Genomic DNA, 20226 nt, shown 5'->3' with positions numbered 1-20226 from the left:
GTCAGCGGCTAGATCCGCAGTGGACGGGGCCCTTCGCAGTCGCAGCTCCCCGTTTACGGGACCGGGAGCGATGACCAAAAACTTCAATGAGAATCAGCGGATACTTGCGTCTGGCCGCGGATGGTAAAATTATGACGGTTGGCTTGTCAAGCGGCGGTTTCCGGGCGCGGCGCAGGCCACGTGCCGCTTCCGACACCTCTCCAGGGAGTGCCTTGGGGCACGCCAAGGATGCGACGGTGTCGCGGGGCGATCCCGCGTCATCCCCGGACCGACACCCCCATGGACGAAAACCGGCGGCAGTCCGTCGAGTTGTGCATCGAGAGGTTGACGGTCCATCGCACCTTCGATTAGCGTCCTCGCTGCTGGCGTCGTTCGCTGTCCTTGGCGTGGACGGGCGGCGCGTGGCGCTCGCGCGCCCCTCATGGAGCAGGGGCGCCCCGGCCCAAGGAGCACGATCTGATGACCCGTTCGATCCTGTCCGGCATGCTTGGTCTGATCAGCGTACTCGCCCTGGGCGGCCTCCCGGTCGCCTGTCAAAGCGGCGGCGTCGGGGATCCCTGCGTCCCCGAAGACGAGTACAAAACCGACTTCGCCGGCTTCAAAGTGACCGAGGAGAACATCGAGTCGCGCTCCTTCCAGTGCCAGACCCGTATCTGCCTCGTGAACCACTTCCAAGGCCGCGTGAGCTGCCCCTACGGGCAGACGAAGCCCGCGACCGGCGGCGCCGCCACGAACGGCTGCCAGACGGCCGGTTCGACGGCGGACGACGCGAACAAGGCCTGCTGCATTCCCGGCACCGACACGGTGATCGAGGCGGAGGTCTGCGGCCAGTGCGCGCCCGACTCGCAGCGTGACGCGGCGCAAGCCGTGTACTGCTCCTGCCGGTGCGGCGTGGCCGATGGCGAGCCGCCGGATCCGAACTTCAACTTCTGCGAGTGCCCGACCGGCTACTCGTGCGAGCAGATCCGGCCCAACGTGGGTCTCGGCGATCCGCTGCTCACGGGCAAGTACTGCATCAAGCAGGACACGAAGTTCGTCACCGAAGGCACCTGCGGCACGGTCAAGGGTCACTACAACGCGACCCAGTGCAAGGGCGTCGGCTTCACGACCGATAGCTGAAACGAGCTGCGACGCGCACGCCCGTGACGCGTCCTCCTCGTCCCCCGCCTGCCTCTCCCGAAGTATCTCCTTCTGCTGATGTCCGAGTCATGTCGCCGCGCGATGCGCGTCATCGCGCAGGTGCGCGCGCCGAAGACGCAGCCGCGGATCACTTCGTTCGCGCGGGATGCACGATCCTCGGCCGCAACGTGCGCGTGGGGCGTGCCGAGATCGATCTGCTCGTGCGCGACGGTGTCGTGATCGTGGTCGTCGAGGTCCGCACGCGCGGGCCACGAAGTTACCAGCGCGCGCTCGACAGCATCGACGCACGGAAACGCGCGCGCCTGCGTGCTGCTGGACAGCGACTGTGGACTGCGAAGTTTGCGCGCGACGAGAGGATCGAGCGCATGCGCTTCGACGCCGTCGCCGTCGCGTTCACGCCCGAAGGCGAGCCGCTCGTCGAGCACATCAAAGCAGCGTTCTGATCGGAGTGCGTGAGGCGCGGCGTCGCGTGATCCACAGGGATCCCATCGACGCCGCGAATCGTGACGACATCAGTTGTCGATCTGCGACTGCATCTCGGCGCGCAGCTTCTTCAACATCGCCACGCCGTCGCCCGAGGCGTCCGCCTCCACACGCGCGATCGCGGCGTCGATCTGCTCGATCTCGCGCGTCTTCTGCGCGCGGAGATTGCCGAGCATCTGATCGAACGACTCGAAGAAGTCTTGCATCTCGTCGCCCTTGCGCAGGCGCTCGCGCAGACCGAGGTGGCCCTCGCCGACGCGACCGAACATGCGCTTCATCTTGAAGACGGGCCCCGCGATCTTGTGCGTGACGACGATCCCCGCGCTCCAGATGCACGCGACGAGGAAGCCGAGCGCAAGCACGAGACCGAGGATCAAGTTGCGCTGCTGCTCCTCCACCGCGGCGGCCTGGCGCTCGAGCTCGGCAGCTTGCTGCTTCAACGAGTCCGCGTCCCTTTCGAGGCTCGCTTGCTCTTCCTTGAGCTTCGCAGCGTCGTTCTCCGCGTCCTTGTTGAACTGCTTCGCGAGCTCGGGCGCATCCTCGTACGCCTTCGCGATGTTCATCTTGACGAGCTCGTCGTTCTTCTTTCGCTCGGCGAGCGCGAGCTGACCGCGCTTGACGGTCTCTTGTCCTTGGGTGACGAGCGCCTTCTGCTGCACGACGGCCTGGCGGCTCTGATCGATCAGCTTGTTGCTCGTCCACCAGAGGACCGCGCCGAGGAGGAGGGAGACGACAAGCGCGATTGCCGCGAGAAAACCCGCGTATTTGAGCTGGAAGCGCTTGTCGAGCAGGAAGTTGCGGATGCGGCGCTGCTGGCGGCCGCTCGTGGCGGCGGGCGGGGTGACAGAAGCCTCGCTCATCGGGGACCTTGCGCGTCTCTTGCCACGGCGCGTGGTGTTTGCCCGAGTGGGTCGCGGCGCGCCGGATCCGCTCCCCCTCGCTGCGATATCACATCGACGCGACGATCTTCGCGAAGCTGTCGATGGCGTTCTCCACGCACATCTTCATGAGCACGTTTTCGCTCTGTACGTCGGTCTTCGGCGTGTCGGATTGCGTGAGCTTCGGCGAGAACTCGCCCTGCAACGCTTTGCCCGGGTAAGTCCACATGCTCACGCGCACGATCTGCGTGAGGTTTCCATTCTCGTACACCGGCGGCTCGACGCTGGCGATCAGATAGAAGCCCTTCAGCTTTTTGGAGTTGACGACCTTGCCGCCTTGTGCAGCCGTCTCGCCCTTGGGCGCGACGGCATACCCCGCCTTGCCGAGGAGCTTCGTCTGCATCGCCGCGCGCACGATCGCGTCGACCTCGGCCGCAGGTCGCTTCGTCTTGTTCGAGATCTCGATCGCCACGTAGTACTTCGCGTCGGGGCCGGGCGGAGGAGGCGCAGCCACGCCGCCGCTCTTCAGCGTGTCGATCGATTTCTGCATCTGCGTCTTCGTGGAGGCGCCCTTCTCGTTCTTGATCGCAGCCTGCAGACACGGCAGGCCCGCGGGCTTGCCGAGCTTGCCGAGCGCGGCCGCCGAGGCGACCTTCACCGACTCGTTGCCATCCGTGAGCGCATCGCAGAGAGGTTTGACCGCAGCATCGTCGCCCGACGCGCCGAGCGCGAGCGCGGCCTGCGTTCGCACGCGGAAGTCTTCACTCGTCTTGAGCTGCTGGACGAGATAACCGGTGCGAGGATCCGCTCGCACGACCTCGGGGGTCAGCACGAACAACGAGAGGGCCGCGACGACGGGGACGCTCTTTCGCATTCGAGGTCCGAAGATACACGAGGTCCGCGTGTGAATGGAGCGAGCTCGCGCCAGCTCGGAGGTCGTGGAGTTCTCGAACACGCGATCACCCGTCTTCTTCATCCTGCACCTCACCCGTACCTCGACGCAGAGCGGCACGACTCGTTCTGCTCCGCCCAGAGAGACCCATGGCGACCTCGGTCATCCGAGATCCGCCGCGGCTGTCACGCGCGGAGGAGCCGTGAGGACTTGGACGTGCCTCGCCCGAGCTCGCTTCAACGCGCGGCCAGACCATGACATCGGCAGAAGCGCTGGTCGCGCGGGGCGTTCCCGCATATAGGAAAGGGATGTCCCGCAGCCGAGGTGCCCAGGCGAGAGCCTCGTCGCGCCCGCTGTGCACGCTCGTCGCCTTGCTCGTCCTGCTCCTCTCGGCGCCCGTCACGGCGCAGACACGAGGATCCGGAGGCGCGATTCGCATCCAGGTGCGAGGCGGCGCGCAGATCAGCGCAGCCGCGACCATCGAGCCGTCCGGCACGATCGTCCGAGGCGAGCTCCTCGACGACGCAGGCGCCGCCGTGGCCAGCGCGACGATCACCCTCCGCGCGATCGCGGAGGGCGGCGCCGCCGTCAATCTGCCGACGCCCTCGACGTGTGACGCGACCGCACGACGGTCGCGACGCTCGGTTCGCCTGGTCGGCACGGACGCGTACGAGGTGCAGACCGACGATCGCGGAGCGTTCTGCGTGCGCGCCGGTGCGCCGATCGGGCAGGCGTCGATCAAGCTCCGCTTCGAAGGCGACGAGCTACGAGACCCTGCCGAGAGCGTGGTCCGACTCGATGCGGCCGACGCACCGCTCGCGCGAACGATCCTCCGATTCGAACCTGCGCCTGACGTGATCGATCTGGATCGCGAGACCGTCCTGCTCACGGGATCGCTGCGCGTCGATCGCACCGGCTCGTCCCGCTCCAACACAGCGCGGCGCGAGGGGCTCGCGATCCGGGTCGAGGACGAGCGTGGCGAGCGTATCGCCGAAGGGCAAACAGGCGGCGACGGGCGCGTGCGCTTCGAGATCCCGAGCGCGTCGTTTCCCGGTCCTGGATTGGGCGAGCTGCGTCTGCGCTTCGAGGGCACGGCGACGCTCGCGAAGGCGACGACCACACAGCCGATCGTGAGGCGCGCCGAGGTGCGTCTGGCGCTCGCGCATCCTGTCGACGCGGGGGATCCCGAGGACGGCGTCGGCATCGACGTGGACGTCACGACGTCGCGAGGACCAGTGACGGGCGGCGTGGTCGAGGCGCTGCGCGGAAGCGAGAGCGTGGGCGCAGGCACGGTGCAAGGCGGGAAGGCGCACGTCATCGCGTCGTTCGCGCTCGAGCGCGCCGGCGTCGTACCCTTGACGCTTCGGTACGTGCCCGCCGCGCCCTTCTACAAATCCGGGGCGAACCTCCAGGTCGACGTGAACGTCAAGGGGCCCGGCGTCGCGCGGCAGATTTTGATCGCCATCGTGGTGCTCGCGGTGACCGCGTGGATCGTCTTCGGTTGGCGGCGCGCGCCCATGCCGCCGAAGAAAGACGAAGACGACGAAGCGCATCCCGTGCCCTCGGGCCGCGCCGGTGTCGAGGTCGTGCGAGCGTCGACCGGACAGGGTGGTTATCGTGGCGCGGTGCTCGATGCGCACGATGGAACCCCGATCGCCGGCGCGCGTCTCGTCGTGGTGGCGCCCGCGTTCCAAGGCGACGGTGTCGTCGCGCGCGCGACCGCCGACGAACGTGGAAGCTTCGTGCTGGATGTGCCCTACCGCAGCGATGCGCGTCTCGTGATCGAAGCGGAGGAGCACAGCAGGTACGAGCAGGCGCTCCCTCCGCCGGGGGTGCTGCGCGTTGCCCTGATCACCCGCCGCCGCACGCTGCTCGAGCGGCTCGTGAAGTGGGCGCGCCGCACCGGAGCGCCCTTCGACATGCAACCCGAGCCGACCCCCGGGCACGTACGGCGGGCGGCTTTCCGCGCGAACAACGCGGAAATCGAGTCCTGGGCGCGAGCCCTCGAGCAAGCCGCCTACGGCTCCTCCGTCGTCGACGAGGGGGTCGAGGCGTCGCTCCTCAACGACGAACCCAGGGGCGGCCGAAAGCCGGCGGCATGACATGAACCGCCCCCGAATCTTCACCCGTGCGCTGCCTTTGCCCTCGCGCGCAGAGCACACACGTTGACGTACGGGTACCGTCCCATATAGTCGCGAACCAGTTCGCGGACCGCTGGAGAACGCACATCGTGGACCCCCTCTACATCGTCATCGGTCTCGTGGTCGTGGCGCTGGCCGTCTACTTCCTGTTCATCAGGAAGCCGGAAGCGCCCAAGAAGCTCGAGACGCCGCCGGAGCCGAAGAAGCTCCCGGAGAAAAAGGCGCCCGAGCGTGAAGAGCCGGCCAAGGCCGCGGGGAAACCCGCGAAGGAGGAGCCGAAGCAGGCTGCTCCTGCGAAGGCCAAGCCGGCCGAAGAGGCCAAGGAGGCCAAGAAGAAGGAGGAGAAGCCGGCTGCCGAGCCTGCACCGGCCGTCGTGGAGAAGCAGCCCGAGCCTGCGCCCGTCGCGAAGGAGCCCGAGGCCAAGCAGCCCGAGCCCGCGCCCGTGCAAGCTCCCACGCCGGTGGCCGAGCCCGCGCCGAAGCCCGCGGAGGCAGGCGGGATCAAGCCCGTGTCGATCGCGGCGCGCGAGCCGCCTGCGCCTTCGGCTCCGCGCAAGAAGGACGTCGAGGGGCTGCGCCGTGGCCTCACGAAGGCGCGCGAGACCGAGGGCTTCTTCGGTCGCCTGAAGGCGCTCTTCGTTGGTCGCAGCGAGATCGATCCCGGGCTCGTCGATCAGATCGAGGAGGTGCTTCTCACCTCCGACGTCGGCGTGAAGACGACCGAAGCGCTGCTCGAAGAGATCCGCGCGGGCATCAAGGAGAAGAAGCTCGTCAAGGACGAGCAGGTTTGGGATGCCTTGCGTCGTCGCGCGCGTGAGCTGCTCGGCGGGAGTGGCGGCGGCATCAAGTACCCTGCGCGTCCCACGGTCGTGATGTTCGTGGGCGTCAACGGCGCAGGCAAGACGACGTCGATCGGCAAGCTCGCGACCAAGCTCAAGGCCGAAGGCAGGACCGTCGTGCTCGCCGCGGGCGACACGTTCCGCGCCGCGGCGGTGCAGCAGCTCGTCGTGTGGGGCAAGCGCGTCGGCTGCGAGGTCGTGAGCGGCAAGGATGGCGCGAACCCGGGCGCGGTCATCTACGACGCGATCCAGAAGGCTGCGGAGATCGGCGCGGATGTCGTGCTCGCCGACACGGCGGGTCGGTTGCACACGAAGACGAACCTGATGGACGAGCTCAAGAAGGTCGCGCGCACGATCGACAAGGCGCTGCCGGGAGCTCCGCACGAGACGCTCCTCGTGCTCGATGCGACGAACGGGCAGAACGCGCTGCAACAGGCGGCGATGTTCAAGGAGGCGCTGCCGCTCTCGGGCATCGTGCTGACGAAGCTCGATGGTACGGCGAAGGGCGGCGTGGTCCTCGGCATCTGCGCGGAGCACGCGCTCCCGGTGCGTTACATCGGCATCGGCGAGCGTCCCGACGAGCTGCGTGACTTCAACGCAGACGAGTTTGTCGAAGCGCTGCTCGGTCAAGCGGACGAGTCTACGGACGCGGCGGCGTGAACCACGGCGCCGGCGAGCACGAAGTGGGCGCGACGGGGCTCCGACCGGGATCGGTGACGGGGCCGTGTCGCGCACGTTTCGGACGGACGGCGCAAAAAACGTGGATTTCGTTTGATTTTCTTGCTCGCTCGCGAGCGTCTCGCGGTGGAATGGGCGTGGATCGTGTCGCTGCGCGAGCAGTCGGGACGGTCCTGCCCGGTCCAGATCCGAGAGAGAAACCGATTTGGTTGTTGATTCCCAGATTTTACGCGTGATATAGTCCGTCCCGCTTGTCGGTAGACCGTTTTTTTGAATGAAGTCGCGCAGTTAGACTTGTACGGACGGACCGGACCGATCGATGCTCACGTCGCACGGACTGCGGAAGGGATGGCGATGAACCAGGTTCGCGTGGGGCTCCTCGTGGCGGCTGCGCTGCTGGCCATGCCGTTGACGGCGGCAGCGCAACCGAAGAAGGATCAACCGAAGGAGATCAACCTCGACGAGGAGGGAGCCGAGAAGCCTGCTGAAGCCCCCACCGAGGGCGAGGGCGCCGGCGCCGAAGGCGAGGGCGAGACTCCTGGCGGCGAAGGCGAAGGTCTCGGGGACATCTGTAAGATCGACCCGTCGGCCTGCCCGAGCATCAACATGGATGAGGCCGCGAAGCGGGACATCAACGCAGAGATGTACGCGGTGCAGCAGATTTACGCGCTGCGCCGGTTCCGCTTCGAGATCACGCCCTACTTCGGGATCACGATGAACGACCAGTTCGTCGCGCACCCCGCGCCCGGGCTCGGTCTCAACTTCTACATCACGAACGTGCTCGCGGTCGGGGTCAACGGCAACTTCTACGCCGGACTGAACTCGCCCTCGAACTTCAACTTCCAGACGAGCCGCGCGGCGCGCGTCGGTATTCCGATCACGGAGTACGCCTGGAACGCGAACGCGAACTTCTCGTACGTGCCTGCGTACGGCAAGTTCGCCGGGTTCGGCGACTTCATCTTCCACTACGACTTCTACGTGCTCGGCGGCGTGGGTGCGATCGCGACGCGTCCGATCGCCGTCGTCGATCCCGACAACCGCACGTTCGAGTACAAGCCTCGGCTGTCGTTCCACGTCGGCGGTGGGCTCCGCATCTTCTTCAACCGCTGGTTTGCGGTCGTGGCGGAGCTCAGCGACTACATCTTCTTCGACGAGCTCGAGAACCCGGGCATCCCGATCGGCAACGACGCCAACGGCAATCCGAAGGCGCAGGATCCGACGACCTGGACCGCGCCCGAGACGAGCTTCACCAACAACGTCCAGGCGCAGGTCGGCTTTTCGGTCTTCCTGCCGTTTAGCTGGGAATACCGGCTGCCCAAGTGAGCCGAGGGGCAGCGTGGCGTGCAAGGAACATCCGGGACGATTCAGCCAAGTACGGGGACATGCATGATGCGTCGATTCGTGAATAGCCTTTGCGCGTCTCGCCTGCTCCGCAGGGGCATGCTCGCGGCGCTCACAGGATGTGCAGCGCTTGCCATGAGCGCGGGCGCCGAAGCGCAGGAGATTCAGCTCACGGGTCCCCTCGCGGGGGCCCCGGCCGTGCGGAAGTTGCGCCTGCATCGCGCGGGTCGCATCGAGATTACGCCGAGCGCGTCCTTCACCCTGCTCGACGAGTACCAGCGCACGATCATGCCCGGTCTGCGCGTGATGTACCACCCGACCGACTGGCTCGGGTTCGGCGTCTGGGGCGGCTACGGCATCCAGACGACGACGTCGCTCACCGACGAGCTGCAGGTGAAGGCGATCGACGAACGGAACTGCCCCACGGACTCGAACACGGCGACCGACACAGCCTGCAAGCTGACGGCCGTCAACCTGACCCGCGGCAACCTCGCCCAGGATCAGCTCGGCCGCATGCAGTGGGTCGCGGCCCCGCAGGTCACGGTTGTTCCGTTCCGCGGGAAGCTGGCGTTGTTCGCTACGCTCTTCGTCGACACCGACATCAGCTTCTTCGTCGGTCCGGCGGTCATCGGCGTGCAGGAGCGTGCGCCCTGCGGCAAGGACAACGACGGCAACGCACTCACCGACCGCCCCTGCGCGGCCCAGAGCTCGTTCCAGCTCGAGAGCCGCATCGCCATCGCGCCCACGTTCGGCGTCGGCTGGAACTTCTACCCGACGTCGTTCTTCGGCTTCGGCGCGGAGTGGAGGGCGCTGCCCTTCGCGTGGAACACGTCCGGCTTCGACAACGCTGGCTCGGGCAACGACGAGGCCTTCCCCGACACCGCGGTCAACAACCAGGACCGTCAGTTCCGCTTCAACAGCATGGTCTCCGTCAACCTGATGTTCTCCCTTCCGATGAAGGTGAAGAGCAGCGACTGACGAAGACGAAGCCGGCTGCACCCAAGCCGATGACACGCCCCGGGATGCGGGCGGGCGAGACGGAGACCAAGAGCTCCGCGACGCCCCAGGCATCACGGGGCGTGGCGCTTTCGAAGCCCCGCTGGCAGGGGCAGCGCGCTCGTCAACGGGGCCTTGCACTTGCTTTGTCCCTGGCGAGGGCCTATGCGAAGCCTGCTCCAGCCCCACCCCTGCCGGGCCGGAGCGCGAGGTAGAGGTGGGCATTTTCGACTTCCTCCGTAGCAAAGGCGCGAAGAGCGCGCCTCCGTCGGGCAACACGCCCGCCGTCGACAAGAAGATCGCCGGGCCGGCCAAGGTCGTCGCGGACAAACGCGCCCAGACCTACGACCGCCTGGAGGCCATCCAGGCCCTCGTCGACATGAAGACGCCGGAGGCGGCCGCCGCTCTCCTCAAGCGCTTCAACTTCACGATCGATCCGTCGATCACGGACGCAGAAGAGAAAGACCTCGCGTTCCGGGGCATCGTCGCTGCCGGCAAGGACGTCGTCCCCGCGGTCATCGAGTTCTGCACGAGGGCCGAGGCGCTGACGTGGCCGCTCAAGGTTCTCGACGCCGTGCTCGACGAGGACGGGTATCGCGAGGAGCTGCTCGATCTGCTCGAGGGCTTCGACACCGAGTACGCGCGCAACGTCGAGCCGAAGATCCAGATCATTCAGGCGCTCGAAGAGGTCGTCCACGAGGACGTACGCGCGGCGGTGGAGCGCTTCTTCGAAGATGTCAACGAGACCGTGCGGTTCCACGCGGTGCAAACGACGTTCGCCCAGGCGATGTCCGAGAGCGTCAAGCCAATGATCGACTTGCTCGTGAACGAGGAGTCGGTCCGCGTGAAGAACAAGGTCGCCGAAGGCCTGCTCGTTCGCGGGTGGACGATCCCCGAGGATCGAAGGGATGCCGTCGCCGACGCGCTCGGCGATACCGGCGGCTACACGGTCGGCGAAGGTGGCAAGATCGTGAAGCGTTCGCTCCGGTTCGGCTGATCGAAACGCGTAGCGGATTGCGCGCCGCCCTGGCGCGTTGTGAGCAGCAAGCTCTCCCCTCGTCCGTGTTGACAGCGCGGGCCACGCTGAAAGAGGATCCCTCCTGCCTCGACTTGTTTGAGGTGTGTCGACTGCCCCGCGGCAGCCGCGCGTGATCCGCGCACGCTCCCCGGCACCACTCGACGGAAAGCGAGCATCCCAGGCGTGAGGGGACATCGATCGACGCGCCTTCCGCGCGTGGTTGCTTCCGGGCTCGCCGCTCTTGCCACGGCGATCACCGCGCATCCGCGTGACGCGCGCGCCCTCGACTTCGAGGTGCAGAGCGACACGGCAGCACAGGCGTACCAAGTCGCGAGCCCGTGGGGCGACACGATCCTCGATCGGCGTCGCCTCATGCAGACGTTGTCGCTCGGCGTGTACAACCTGCAGGGCGATCACGTCCCGGGGCGCGCCGACTTCGCGGTCGTCTTGCGCGTTCGCCTCGACGCCGACTTCGGGATCAACGGCCACCTCGGCGACGCCGATCGCGGCGGCGAGACGAGCTACCTGACGGAGGCGGGGCCCGGCGTGCGCTTCGTACCGGGCCTGCAGCAGGCGCCGGTCGATCTGATGTACGCGTACGTCGAGGGCCGCAACCTCTTGAACGGCTGGCTCGGCTTCCGCGCGGGCCGGCAGTACGTGGTCGACTCGCTCGGCTGGTGGTCGTTCGACGGCGCGCTCGCGCGCGTGACGACGCCGTACTTCGTGCAGGCCGAACTCTACGGCGGGCTCGAGCAACGCGGGGGGCTGCCGCTCTCGACGTCGCGGTACGAGCGACCAGGCGTTTGGCGTGGCAACCACGCGGGCTTCGGCACCGCGGGCGATCAGCCGAGCGTGACGGATTTCCCTTCGTACCAGTACACGCAGCCCGCGCCCGCGTTCGGCGTCTCGCTCGAGAGCAACGGCCCGAGCTGGATCCACGGGCGGCTCTCGTATCGACGCGTCTACAACACGGGCACGTCGGTGACGCAGCAGTTCCCCGATCCGACGGGCGGCTATCGCACGGCGAAGGGGCTGCGCGTGTCGCAGGATCGGCTCGGGTATGCGCTCGATCTGAACAAGTCGGACCTCGGCGCGATCAAGGGCGGCGTCACGTACGACTTCTACAACCAGATCGTCGGCTCGTATTACGGCGGCGTCGAGGCGTACCTGGGCAAACGCGCGACCGTCGGCGCGGACATCGACTACTTCGTGCCGACCTTCGACGCGGACTCGATCTTCAACTGGTTCACGAAGAGCCCCATCACGACGGCGACGGCGCGCGTCTGGGTCGCGCCGACGCAACGCCTCGATCTCTCGGCGTACGGCGGCGTGCGGATCTGGATGGCCGACGGCGATCCCGAGACGTTCGGCACGGAGCAGTGCAGGGCCTCGGGCCTCTGCAGCGGCGACCAGGAGATCGATCCGTCGAACTCGAAGACGTTCACCCGCGATCCTGACAACCGCGAGATCTCCACGACGATCGACGCGCTCGCGAACGTGTCGGGTCGGTATCGCTTCGGCACGGGCGAGGTGGGGCTGCGCGGCATGATGCAGGCCGGCGCGCGTGGGCACACCGGCGGCGCGGATCTCTCGGGCGAGAAGCGCTTCGACGGCGGGCGCTACCGCGTCGGCGGGCGCGTCTCGGTCTACGACTGGAACGACCCGCTGCGGCCCGATCGCGGCGCGACGTCGTTCGGCTACGTCCTCGGCGCGGGCGTCCGGCCCGTGCAACAGGCCGACCTGCGGATCGAGTGGGAGCACGACATGAACCGGCTCGTGGGGCAGCGCTTCCGCATCGTGGCGCTCCTCAACTTGAGGCTCGGCGGATGATGATGAACGCCTCCAAGCGAAGCTCCGTGAGCGCACGCAAGACGCGCAGGCCGAGCGGCCGACCGCTGCCGGGATGGCTCGCCTTCGTGGCATGCCTGTCCGCCCTCGTGCTCGGCCTCGTGGGCCCCGACGCCTCCGCGCAGGCCGCCGACGACGCGCCGCCCGCGGAGTCCGCCGCGCCGCCGCCCGCGCCGCCTCCGGGTGGCTACAAGAGCGGCCTCTACCCGATGCCGAACGACGCGGAGACGCCGCTCGCGTTCATGCCTCCGGGCAGCGCGGCGACCCCCGTGCCGAGCGAAGAGATCTACCCGCCGCAGACGATCACCATCCGCTTCAACCACAAGAAGCACACGAAGGATCTCAAGCAGACCTGCAAGTCGTGCCACGCGGCCGCGTTCACGAGCGACAAGGTCGCCGATCGGCTCATGCCGAAGGCCGAGCAGTGCGACGCCTGTCACGACATCGATCACTCGGACCTGCGCGACGTGAAGGCAGGCACGGACGCGAACGGGCAGTGCGTCTTCTGTCACATCGGCGACAAGGCGGGCGAGAAGGGCTCCGTCGCGCCGATGGTGCTGCCGAACGCGAACCTCGTGTTCACGCACAAGAAGCACCTCGATCGGAACATCCAGTGCGGGCAGTGCCACGGGCAGGTGGGTGAGCTCGAGCTCGCGACGCGGGATCAGCTCCCGCGCATGGCTGGCTGCTTCTCGTGCCACAACATGAGCGGCGCGGCGCAGGGGCAGGCGAAGGGCGCGTGCACGACGTGCCACACGGCGCGGAACGACGGCCGCATGATCACGAGCTTCACGACGGGCAACCTCGTGCCGCCGCAGTGGATGCACAACGCGGCGCATACGCCCGACTTCATCGAGCGGCACAAGAGCGTCGCGGCGAACGACAGCGCCTTCTGCGGGAGCTGCCACACGACGAACGAGTGCACGGATTGCCACGACGGCCGCGTCCGTCCCCGCAAGGTCCACCCGAACGACTGGCTCTCGATCCACGCGCAGTCCGCGCGGCAGGACAACCCGCGTTGCGCGAGCTGCCATCAGGCCCAGACGTTCTGCGGCGACTGCCACCGCCGCGTCGGCGTCGCGCGCGACACCGGCAGCGGCAACCGCCTCACGGGCCGCCGCTTCCATCCGCCCGCCGCGGAGTTCACGACGGCGCCGCGCGGACCGAACCATCACGCGTGGGAGGCGATGCGGAACCTGAACGCCTGCGTGTCCTGTCACACGGAGCGTGACTGCGCGACGTGCCACGCGACGAAGGGCCTCTCCGGCGGGCACGGCGTGAACCCGCACCCGATCGGCTTCCGGGACAAGTGCGGCGCGGCCTTCGCGAGAAACCCGCGTCCGTGCCTCGTCTGTCACCAGTCGAACGACCCGTTCGTGAGGGCGTGCCAATGAGATCCCAGCATCGGTGCCGACCCACGCTCGGGGCCTCTGCGCAGGCGGACGGAGCAGCGCTCCCGAAACATCCTACATATTCCTTGCACACCCCTTCTGGCGACGGGTATAGCGAAGAGCGACGGGGCGCTTCCTCTCCCGCGGTGGTCGCGCGCGTCGTCAAGGAGAACGGGTGTGAAGGAGCTGATCAAGTACCTGCTCGACAATCTTTACCTCGACTTCCAGGGCGAAATCACGCTGGAGACCGTGCGGGGCTTCCTCCGAGAGGACGACGGCCGGGAAGCGCGGCAATTGCTCGCGAAGCTCATCGAGGAGAAGGGGGTCGAGGACCTGCTCATCACCCTGGCCGATTGTTTGAAAGAGCACATCCAGACCGGCATCAACGAGAAGGTCGTCCGCGAACAGCTCTCGACCTACGCCGAGAGCTGATCGGCCCGAGAGGCCTTTCTTTCGCCCCGCGCGCCCTCCGCGCCGCTCTGCTCGCCGCCTCCCTGCCCCTCGTCGGTTGTGACGTGGGCAGCCCCGAGCGCGAGGCCATCGACGCCCCCCCTGTCCACCTGGTCGAAGTCGAGCTGTCCGGGCTCGACGCCGGCGGTCAACCGACGACGCTGAAGCTGACGCCGAGCGCGCCCGCGCCCACCGATGGGAGCGTCGCGCTCTCGACGACGAGCGTGCGCGTCACGTTCGATCGGTTCCTCCTGCCCGGCGAGGCGGTCCGGCAAGCGATCTGCCTGCAGCCGAGCTCCGATCCCGTGCCGACGCTGCAGCAGTGCAGGCTTCAGGTGTTCATGGAGCCCAGCTACGATCCGGTGCATCGGCGCATCACGTACCGGCTGCCGGCGATGACGGCGCTCGCGCCCGACACGAAGTACTGGCTGACGGTGCTCGCGCCGACGGAGGCGTCTCCGTTCGGCGTGCGCGCGTTCGACGGCGCGCCGTTCGAGGCGAACGTGGTCCTGCAGTTCACGACGGCCGCGATGGATCCGGCCGGCGGGCCCATGGATCCGGCGCTCGACGAGGCGGCGCGGCGCGCGGCATCCGAGGAGCTGTTCTGCACGGCGAGCGCGTGCGTGGCATCGTGTGCCGTGAATGATCAGCTCTGCATCGACAAGTGCCCCGTCTCGAAGAGCCTGATCGTCGGCTGCGGCGGCTGCCATGGGCCGCTCGAGATCAGCGCCGCCGCGATGGGGCTCGATCTCTCGGGCGTGGAGCGGATCCCGGCGATGATCGGGCGCGTCGCGAACCAGACGCAGACGGGCGAGCAAGCCGACGAGCCGGATCTCAAGCCGCGCCGCTTCGGGCGGGCGATGCCGCACGTCGATCCGGGCAACGCGGGCAACAGCTACCTGCTCTACAAGATGCTGGCGGGCCCGATCTACACGCGCATGGATGCCGCGAAGGGGCTCGCGCCGGGCGAGATCGACAGGCTCCGCGCGTCGGTCGTGGTGGGCTTGCCGATGCCCCCGTATGACCTCTACGCCGCCCCCGAGGCGAGCCTGGAGGCGCTCAGCGCGTGGATCACCACGGGCGCCGAGACGCCGGCCTGCCCCTGAGAGACCACCTTCGGCGTGGTAGGTTCACGCCATGTCTTCCGAGTTCTTTTCGCGTGACGCGCTGACTTGCGCGCTGGTCCTGGTGTCGCTTGGTGTCGCGGGGTGCGGCGAAGACGCGCAGCCGGTGGGGCCCACGGGCCCGGCGCAAACCGAGGTGCTGACGCCCGACGCGCCTCCGCTGCCCGGGGAGACGGCGTGCCGCGTGGTGAAGACGACGAACATCCCCGTCTCGTCGGCGAGCCACGTCGAGCTCTGCACGGACGTCTCGTACGAGACGAACCCGCCGAGTGGAGGGAATCACTGGGGCCAGTGGGCGGCGTTCAAAAAGTACACGACGCCCGTGCCGCGCGAGATGTACGTCCACGACCTGGAGCACGGCGCGGTCGTGCTTGCGTATCGCTGCGACGGGGCGTGCCCGGAGGTCGTGGAGGCGCTCGAGGAGGTGTTCGACGAGGCCGCGGCGGATCCGCTGTGCCTGTCGGCAGGCGCGGGGCCGAAGGCGCGGCTCGTGCTCACGCCCGACGCGGATCTCGACACGCCGATCGCGGCGGCCGCGTGGGGCGCGACATACACGGCGACGTGCATCGACAAGGCGTCGCTCGCGGCGTTCGTGGCGGAGGTGTACGGCAAAGGGCCCGAGGACATCTGTTACGCCGGCGTCGACATCGAGGCTGCCCCGCCGAATTGCGGGGGGAGCTGAGCTTCCGTTCGTGGTCCCCGGCCTCCCCTCCCCTGCCCCTGCGGCCCTTCGATGAAGCGCCCGTGCCACCAGCGTTGACACCTGAGGGCAGAGGTCGAAGACTCGATTCCCGATGAACGAGCACGGATCGTCATCGGAGTTGACGGAGCGAAGCTTCGAGTTCCTCGCCCCGGCCGGGAGCGGCGGCGCAGGCGAGGTGTGGAGGGCGCGCGCGCGGCGCGATGGAACCCTCGTGGCGCTGAAGGTCGCGCGCGACGCGGCAGCGCGGGAGGCGATCGCGCGGGAAGCGAGGCACGCGATCTTCGCGCTCTCGCCACGTTTGCCCGAGCTCGTCGACGTCGGGTGGTTCGTACGGGAAGGCGACGTCGCGCGCGCGATCGAGGCGGACGACGAGGGAATCGGCGAGCGCTTCGCGTTCGTGGCGCTGCGCTGGGTCGAAGGCGCGACGCTGCGGGAGCGGGCGCGCGAGGCAGGCGTGGATCGAACGACGCTCGCGCTCGCCGTGGCGCGCGACGCGGGCGAGGCGCTCTCGGATCTGCACGAGGTCGGGCTCGCGCACGGCGACATCAAGCCGGAGAACGTGCTGCTCGGGTGGGGCGGGCGCGCGCACGTGATTGATCTCGGGCTCGCGTGCCCGGTGTTCACGGCGCGCATCGAAGGAGGGACGCCGCGTTATCTGGCGCGCGGAGACTCCGACTTGGGCGACGCGCGCGCGCGGGATCTGGTGGCGCTCGGCGCGCTGCTCGCGGAGCTCGTGGACGACGCGGTGGCAGCCGCCGAGCATCCGATCGAGGCCGCGCGGGCGGCGCGTCTCCCCGAGCCGATCGCGCTGCTGTGCGCGGCGCTGCTCTCGCCGAGCCCGGGCGCGCGTCCGCCGGCATCGTGGGTCGCGGAGACGGCGCGGGCCGCGCTCGCCGCGCGCGATGCGGGGTCGGGCCGCGAGCGGGAAGAGCGTGGAGAGCGCGACGCGCGGCGCGTGCGTGCGGCGTATCTGTCTGCGCGCCGCGATGAGCTCGCGACGCGCGCCTCGGCAGGCGCGGCGACGGCGCCATGGCTCGGCGACGCGCTCGCGTGGGCGCGACGCGCGCGATCGCTCGTCGACGAGGAGACGTCGTCCTCCGCGAACACGGGCGCAGGCGAGATCGGTCCGCTCGGCCCGGAGGGGATCGCGCGGTGGATGACGTCGCTCGTCGGGAGCCCGGCCGCGGCATGGCCGACGGGTCCGCTCGGAAAGATCGGAGAAGCGTCGCTCGCCGCGGCGCTCGTGGATCTCGCGCGGAAGCTTCCGCCCGCGGCATGGACGTTCGCAGACGTGGAGGGCGCTGCGCTCGGACGAACACCCACGGCGACGACGCCCGAGCGTCCGACGTCGGCGCCGTTCGACATCGAGGAGGTGGCGCGGCTGTCGATCGCGATCGCCGCCGTGCCGCCGGATCCGATGGCGATCGAGCGCGTGGAGCGAGGGGAAAACGTGCCCGCGTCGCTGCTCGTGGCGGCCGCGGACGCGCTGCGCCTGTCGGGCGAGCTCGGCCGCGCGAGGAGCCTCGCGCTCCGCGCGCGGGAACGCCGCGCGAAGGGATCGGATGCGCTGGCGGCGGAGATTTTGCGGCGCGCAGGAGAGCTCGGCGCAGCGCGGGAGATCGCGGCGGATGCGGATCGACGCGGCGAGGATCCCGACGGGAAAGCGCGCGCGATCCTGGCGCGGATCGCGTTCGACGAGCGGCGCTACGAGGAGGCCGATACGCTCGTGCAAGGCGCGACGATCGTGCCCGCGTACGAGGTCGCGGCGCTCGTCGCGGCCACGAAGGGCGACACGGAGCGCGCGCTCGCTGCGATCACGCGCGGCGAGGCAATCGCACGTCGCGCCGAGGAGCACGCGCGGATCGCGGCGCTCCGGGGCTACGTGGAGCACGGGGGGGATCCGGCGCGCACGCGGAGCGCGTTCGCCGCGGCGGTCGAGCACGCGACGCGGGCAGGGGCCGTCGTCGAGGAGGCGACGTACCGGACGGGCGAGGCGGCGGCTGCGGTGGATCTCGGCGATCTCGGCGGCGCGATCGCGACGGCGCGGCGCGCGGCGCTCTTGTGGGAGCACCTCGGCAGGCCGGCGCTCGCAGCCCGCGCGCTGCTCGCGCGCGCCGCGGCCCACGCGACGGCGGGCGTGGCGCACGAGGCAGAACGAATCGCGCGGGAGGCGATCGCGCGGGCGCGGGAAGGTCGTGACACGCGGGCGGAGGCGTACGCGCTCTGGGCCATCGCGGACGTGTCGACGCGCGGCGCGGCCGAAGGGAAGCGCGCCGCCGAGCAAGCCCGAGCGCTGCTCGCAGACGCGGGTGGTGACGACAAGTTGCGCGCCTCCGCGCGGCTGCTGCGGCATGCGGAAGGGGCGATCGATCTGGAGACGTGCGTCGATCTCGATCGGCTCGCGGACACGCCGAGCCTCACCGCGGGCGCGCGTCTCGACTGGTGGCGCGCGCGCGCCGAGGTGCTGCTCGTGGCGTCGGGCGAGCTCGAAACGCGCACCGCCGAGCACGTGCTCAGCGCGATCGTGGCGCTCTCGGATGCACGCGCGCCCGTCTCGGCGCGAGGACCCTCGATCGCGGCGGGATATGCGCTCGCGGCGCGCCTCGGCCGGGGCGATGTCGCCGTCCGGCTCCTCTCGTCCCTCGGAGACGCGGCGCGTGATCTGCTCGCGCGCGCCTCCCCCGAGCTCGCGCCGTCGATCCGCGCGCTCCCGTGGGTCGCGCAGGCCGCCGCCGCGCCGCAGGAAGGCATGCGCGCGGAGCAGGCGCGGGAGCTCGAGCAGCTCATCGTCTCGCTGAGCGATCGCGAGCGGCTCCGCTCGCTGCTCGATCGCGTGGTCGACGCGCTCGTCCTGTGGACGGGCGTCGAGCGAGGCTTGCTCCTCTTGCGCGCGCCGGACGGGCGACTCGTGGCACGCGCGGCGCGCAACCTCGCGCGGGCCGATCTCCGCGACGAGCAGCTCTCGCTCTCGCAGACGCTCGCACGGCGCGCGCTCGCGGCGCTCGAGCCCGTCGTCGCCGTGGACGCAGCGGGCGAGATGCCCGCGGTGCACGTCAGCGTGCATGCGCTCAAGCTGCGAAGCGTGCTCGTTGTGCCGCTCGTCGCGCGCGGCGAGGCGCTCGGGGTCGTCTACCTCGATGATCGCGTGCGGCGTGGCGCGTTTGGTCCGCGCGAGCTCGCGTGGACACGCACGGTGGCGACGCTCGCGGCGCTGGCGATCGCGGACGCGCGGGATCAGACGCTCCTCCGGCGCGCCGCGCGCAAAGCGAAACGGGCGAGCGCGGCGCTCGAGGAGACGCTGGCGAAACGAGAGGCCGCGCTCGACGTGGCGGAGCGCGAGCTCAACCGCACCCGCGGCACGCGCGAGACCCGCTTCGAGTACGACTCCATCATCGGCGACAGCGAGCCCGTCCGCGCGATGCTGCGGCTCGTGGATCGCGTCACGATCGCCGACGTCCCCGTCCTCGTCCACGGCGAGTCGGGCAGCGGCAAGGAGCTCGTCGCGCGCGCGATCCACGACAACGGCCCCCGCGCGGGGCGCCCGTTCGTGGGCGAGAACTGCGGCGCGATCCCGGAGGGCCTGCTCGAATCGACGCTCTTCGGCCACGTGCGCGGCGCGTTCACGGGCGCCGATCGACCGCGCTCCGGCCTCTTCGAAGCGGCCGATCGCGGCACGTTGTTCCTCGACGAGATCGGCGAGATGAGCCTCGGCATGCAGGCCAAGCTCCTGCGTGTCCTCCAGGACGGCATGGTGCGACCGCTCGGCACCGAGCGCGCGCGCAAGGTCGACGTGCGCATCGTCGCCGCGACCCACCGCGACCTCGACGCCATGGTCCGCGCGCGCACGTTCCGCGAGGACCTCTACTACCGCCTCAACATCATCACGATCCGGATCCCGCCGCTCCGCGAACGCGCGAGCGACGTCCCGCTCCTCGTGAAGCACATGCTCGCCAAGTACAGCCGTCCCGAGGTCCGCGTCACGCGCGCGGCGATGGATCGGCTCATGGCGTTCCCCTGGCCCGGCAACATCCGCCAGCTCGAAAACGAGGTCCGCCGCGCGCTCCTGCTCTGCGACGGCGTCATCGAGCGCGAGCACCTCTCGCCGGACATCGCGAACGTCACGCCGCCGGTCCCTGCGGATCTCGGCTTGCGCGTGCGCCCGCGCGTCGACGCCCTCGAAGCGCAGCTCGTGCGCGAGGCGCTCGAACGCACGAAGGGCAACCAGACCCAGGCCGCGAAGCTCCTCGGCCTCTCGCGTTTCGGCCTGCAGAAGATGATGAAGCGGCTCGCGGTCTCGACTTGAT

Annotated in this window: 15 protein-coding genes; 13 read left to right on the top strand and 2 right to left on the bottom strand. The window is 69.2% G+C overall.

Annotated features, from left to right (window positions below; translation table 11 throughout):
- Window positions 1-459: 459 nt before the first annotated feature.
- Window positions 460-1119 (top strand): hypothetical protein, encoded by a 660-nt coding sequence (locus QHF89_RS13455; RefSeq protein WP_136931318.1) that lies wholly within the window; start codon window positions 460-462, stop codon window positions 1117-1119.
- An 89-nt stretch (window positions 1120-1208) separates the two neighbouring features.
- The gene (locus QHF89_RS13450) at window positions 1209-1583 is read left to right on the top strand and encodes a YraN family protein (protein ID WP_136969643.1); all 375 of its coding nucleotides are present in this window, start codon (window positions 1209-1211) and stop codon (window positions 1581-1583) included.
- 69 nt (window positions 1584-1652) lie between these two features.
- On the opposite strand, the gene QHF89_RS13445 is transcribed toward QHF89_RS13450, so the two are convergent.
- Together QHF89_RS13445 and QHF89_RS13440 are read right to left on the bottom strand one after the other, a co-directional pair.
- A complete protein-coding gene (locus QHF89_RS13445; RefSeq protein WP_136969642.1) occupies window positions 1653-2483 on the bottom strand; it encodes a methyl-accepting chemotaxis protein in 831 nt (276 codons plus the stop codon).
- 88 nt (window positions 2484-2571) lie between these two features.
- Entirely contained in the window at window positions 2572-3375 is an 804-nt protein-coding gene (locus tag QHF89_RS13440) for a HEAT repeat domain-containing protein (protein WP_232379713.1), read from the bottom strand.
- 326 nt (window positions 3376-3701) lie between these two features.
- On the opposite strand from QHF89_RS13440, the gene QHF89_RS13435 reads away from it, so the two are divergent.
- The 11 genes from QHF89_RS13435 to QHF89_RS13385 all read left to right on the top strand — a co-directional run bounded on the left by QHF89_RS13435 (window position 3702) and on the right by QHF89_RS13385 (window position 20225).
- On the top strand, window positions 3702-5495 hold the full coding sequence (locus tag QHF89_RS13435) for a carboxypeptidase regulatory-like domain-containing protein (RefSeq protein ID WP_136969641.1): 1794 nt from the start codon (window positions 3702-3704) through the stop codon (window positions 5493-5495).
- Window positions 5496-5623: 128 nt separating this feature from the next.
- Window positions 5624-7033: a signal recognition particle-docking protein FtsY gene (gene ftsY, locus QHF89_RS13430; protein WP_136969640.1), complete on the top strand. Its 1410-nt coding sequence runs from the start codon at window positions 5624-5626 to the stop codon at window positions 7031-7033.
- A gap of 372 nt (window positions 7034-7405) precedes the next feature.
- A complete protein-coding gene (locus tag QHF89_RS13425) occupies window positions 7406-8374 on the top strand; it encodes an outer membrane beta-barrel domain-containing protein (RefSeq protein WP_136931324.1) in 969 nt (322 codons plus the stop codon).
- 63 nt (window positions 8375-8437) lie between these two features.
- Complete coding sequence (locus QHF89_RS13420) at window positions 8438-9370, top strand: porin family protein (protein WP_136931325.1); 933 nt, start codon at window positions 8438-8440, stop codon at window positions 9368-9370.
- A 235-nt stretch (window positions 9371-9605) separates the two neighbouring features.
- Window positions 9606-10385, top strand: coding sequence for a HEAT repeat domain-containing protein (locus QHF89_RS13415; protein WP_136969639.1), 780 nt, complete (start codon window positions 9606-9608; stop codon window positions 10383-10385).
- 204 nt (window positions 10386-10589) lie between these two features.
- Entirely contained in the window at window positions 10590-12236 is a 1647-nt protein-coding gene (locus tag QHF89_RS13410; RefSeq protein WP_232379714.1) for a hypothetical protein, read from the top strand.
- Window positions 12237-12262: 26 nt separating this feature from the next.
- The gene (locus QHF89_RS13405; RefSeq protein ID WP_284720442.1) at window positions 12263-13648 is read left to right on the top strand and encodes a cytochrome c3 family protein; all 1386 of its coding nucleotides are present in this window, start codon (window positions 12263-12265) and stop codon (window positions 13646-13648) included.
- A gap of 174 nt (window positions 13649-13822) precedes the next feature.
- Window positions 13823-14077, top strand: a complete 255-nt coding sequence (locus QHF89_RS13400; RefSeq protein WP_136931327.1) for a hypothetical protein — start codon at window positions 13823-13825, stop codon at window positions 14075-14077.
- Window positions 14078-14160: 83 nt separating this feature from the next.
- Window positions 14161-15201 (top strand): hypothetical protein, encoded by a 1041-nt coding sequence (locus tag QHF89_RS13395; protein ID WP_136969638.1) that lies wholly within the window; start codon window positions 14161-14163, stop codon window positions 15199-15201.
- A 31-nt stretch (window positions 15202-15232) separates the two neighbouring features.
- Window positions 15233-15901: a thioredoxin-like domain-containing protein gene (locus tag QHF89_RS13390; protein WP_136969637.1), complete on the top strand. Its 669-nt coding sequence runs from the start codon at window positions 15233-15235 to the stop codon at window positions 15899-15901.
- A gap of 112 nt (window positions 15902-16013) precedes the next feature.
- Window positions 16014-20225, top strand: coding sequence for a sigma 54-interacting transcriptional regulator (locus tag QHF89_RS13385; protein WP_136969636.1), 4212 nt, complete (start codon window positions 16014-16016; stop codon window positions 20223-20225).
- The last annotated feature ends 1 nt before the right edge of the window (window position 20226 follow it).

Origin of the sequence: Polyangium sorediatum (assembly GCF_029946465.1) — a bacterium.
GTDB classification, from domain to species: domain Bacteria; phylum Myxococcota_A; class Polyangia; order Polyangiales; family Polyangiaceae; genus Polyangium; species Polyangium fumosum.
The sequence above is the reverse complement of the archived record's forward strand: the minus strand, read 5'-3'. Positions and strand labels throughout refer to the sequence as shown.

Bases quoted from the DNA above. Each gene is read 5' to 3' on its own strand.
- QHF89_RS13455 (WP_136931318.1), top strand. From the start codon at position 460: ATGACCCGTTCGATCCTGTCCGGCATGCTTGGTCTGATCAGCGTACTC.
- QHF89_RS13450 (WP_136969643.1), top strand. From the start codon at position 1,209: ATGTCGCCGCGCGATGCGCGTCATCGCGCAGGTGCGCGCGCCGAAGAC.
- QHF89_RS13445 (WP_136969642.1), bottom strand. From the start codon at position 2,483: ATGAGCGAGGCTTCTGTCACCCCGCCCGCCGCCACGAGCGGCCGCCAG.
- QHF89_RS13440 (WP_232379713.1), bottom strand. From the start codon at position 3,375: ATGCGAAAGAGCGTCCCCGTCGTCGCGGCCCTCTCGTTGTTCGTGCTG.
- QHF89_RS13435 (WP_136969641.1), top strand. From the start codon at position 3,702: ATGTCCCGCAGCCGAGGTGCCCAGGCGAGAGCCTCGTCGCGCCCGCTG.
- QHF89_RS13425 (WP_136931324.1), top strand. From the start codon at position 7,406: ATGAACCAGGTTCGCGTGGGGCTCCTCGTGGCGGCTGCGCTGCTGGCC.
- QHF89_RS13420 (WP_136931325.1), top strand. From the start codon at position 8,438: ATGATGCGTCGATTCGTGAATAGCCTTTGCGCGTCTCGCCTGCTCCGC.
- QHF89_RS13390 (WP_136969637.1), top strand. From the start codon at position 15,233: ATGTCTTCCGAGTTCTTTTCGCGTGACGCGCTGACTTGCGCGCTGGTC.
- QHF89_RS13385 (WP_136969636.1), top strand. From the start codon at position 16,014: ATGAACGAGCACGGATCGTCATCGGAGTTGACGGAGCGAAGCTTCGAG.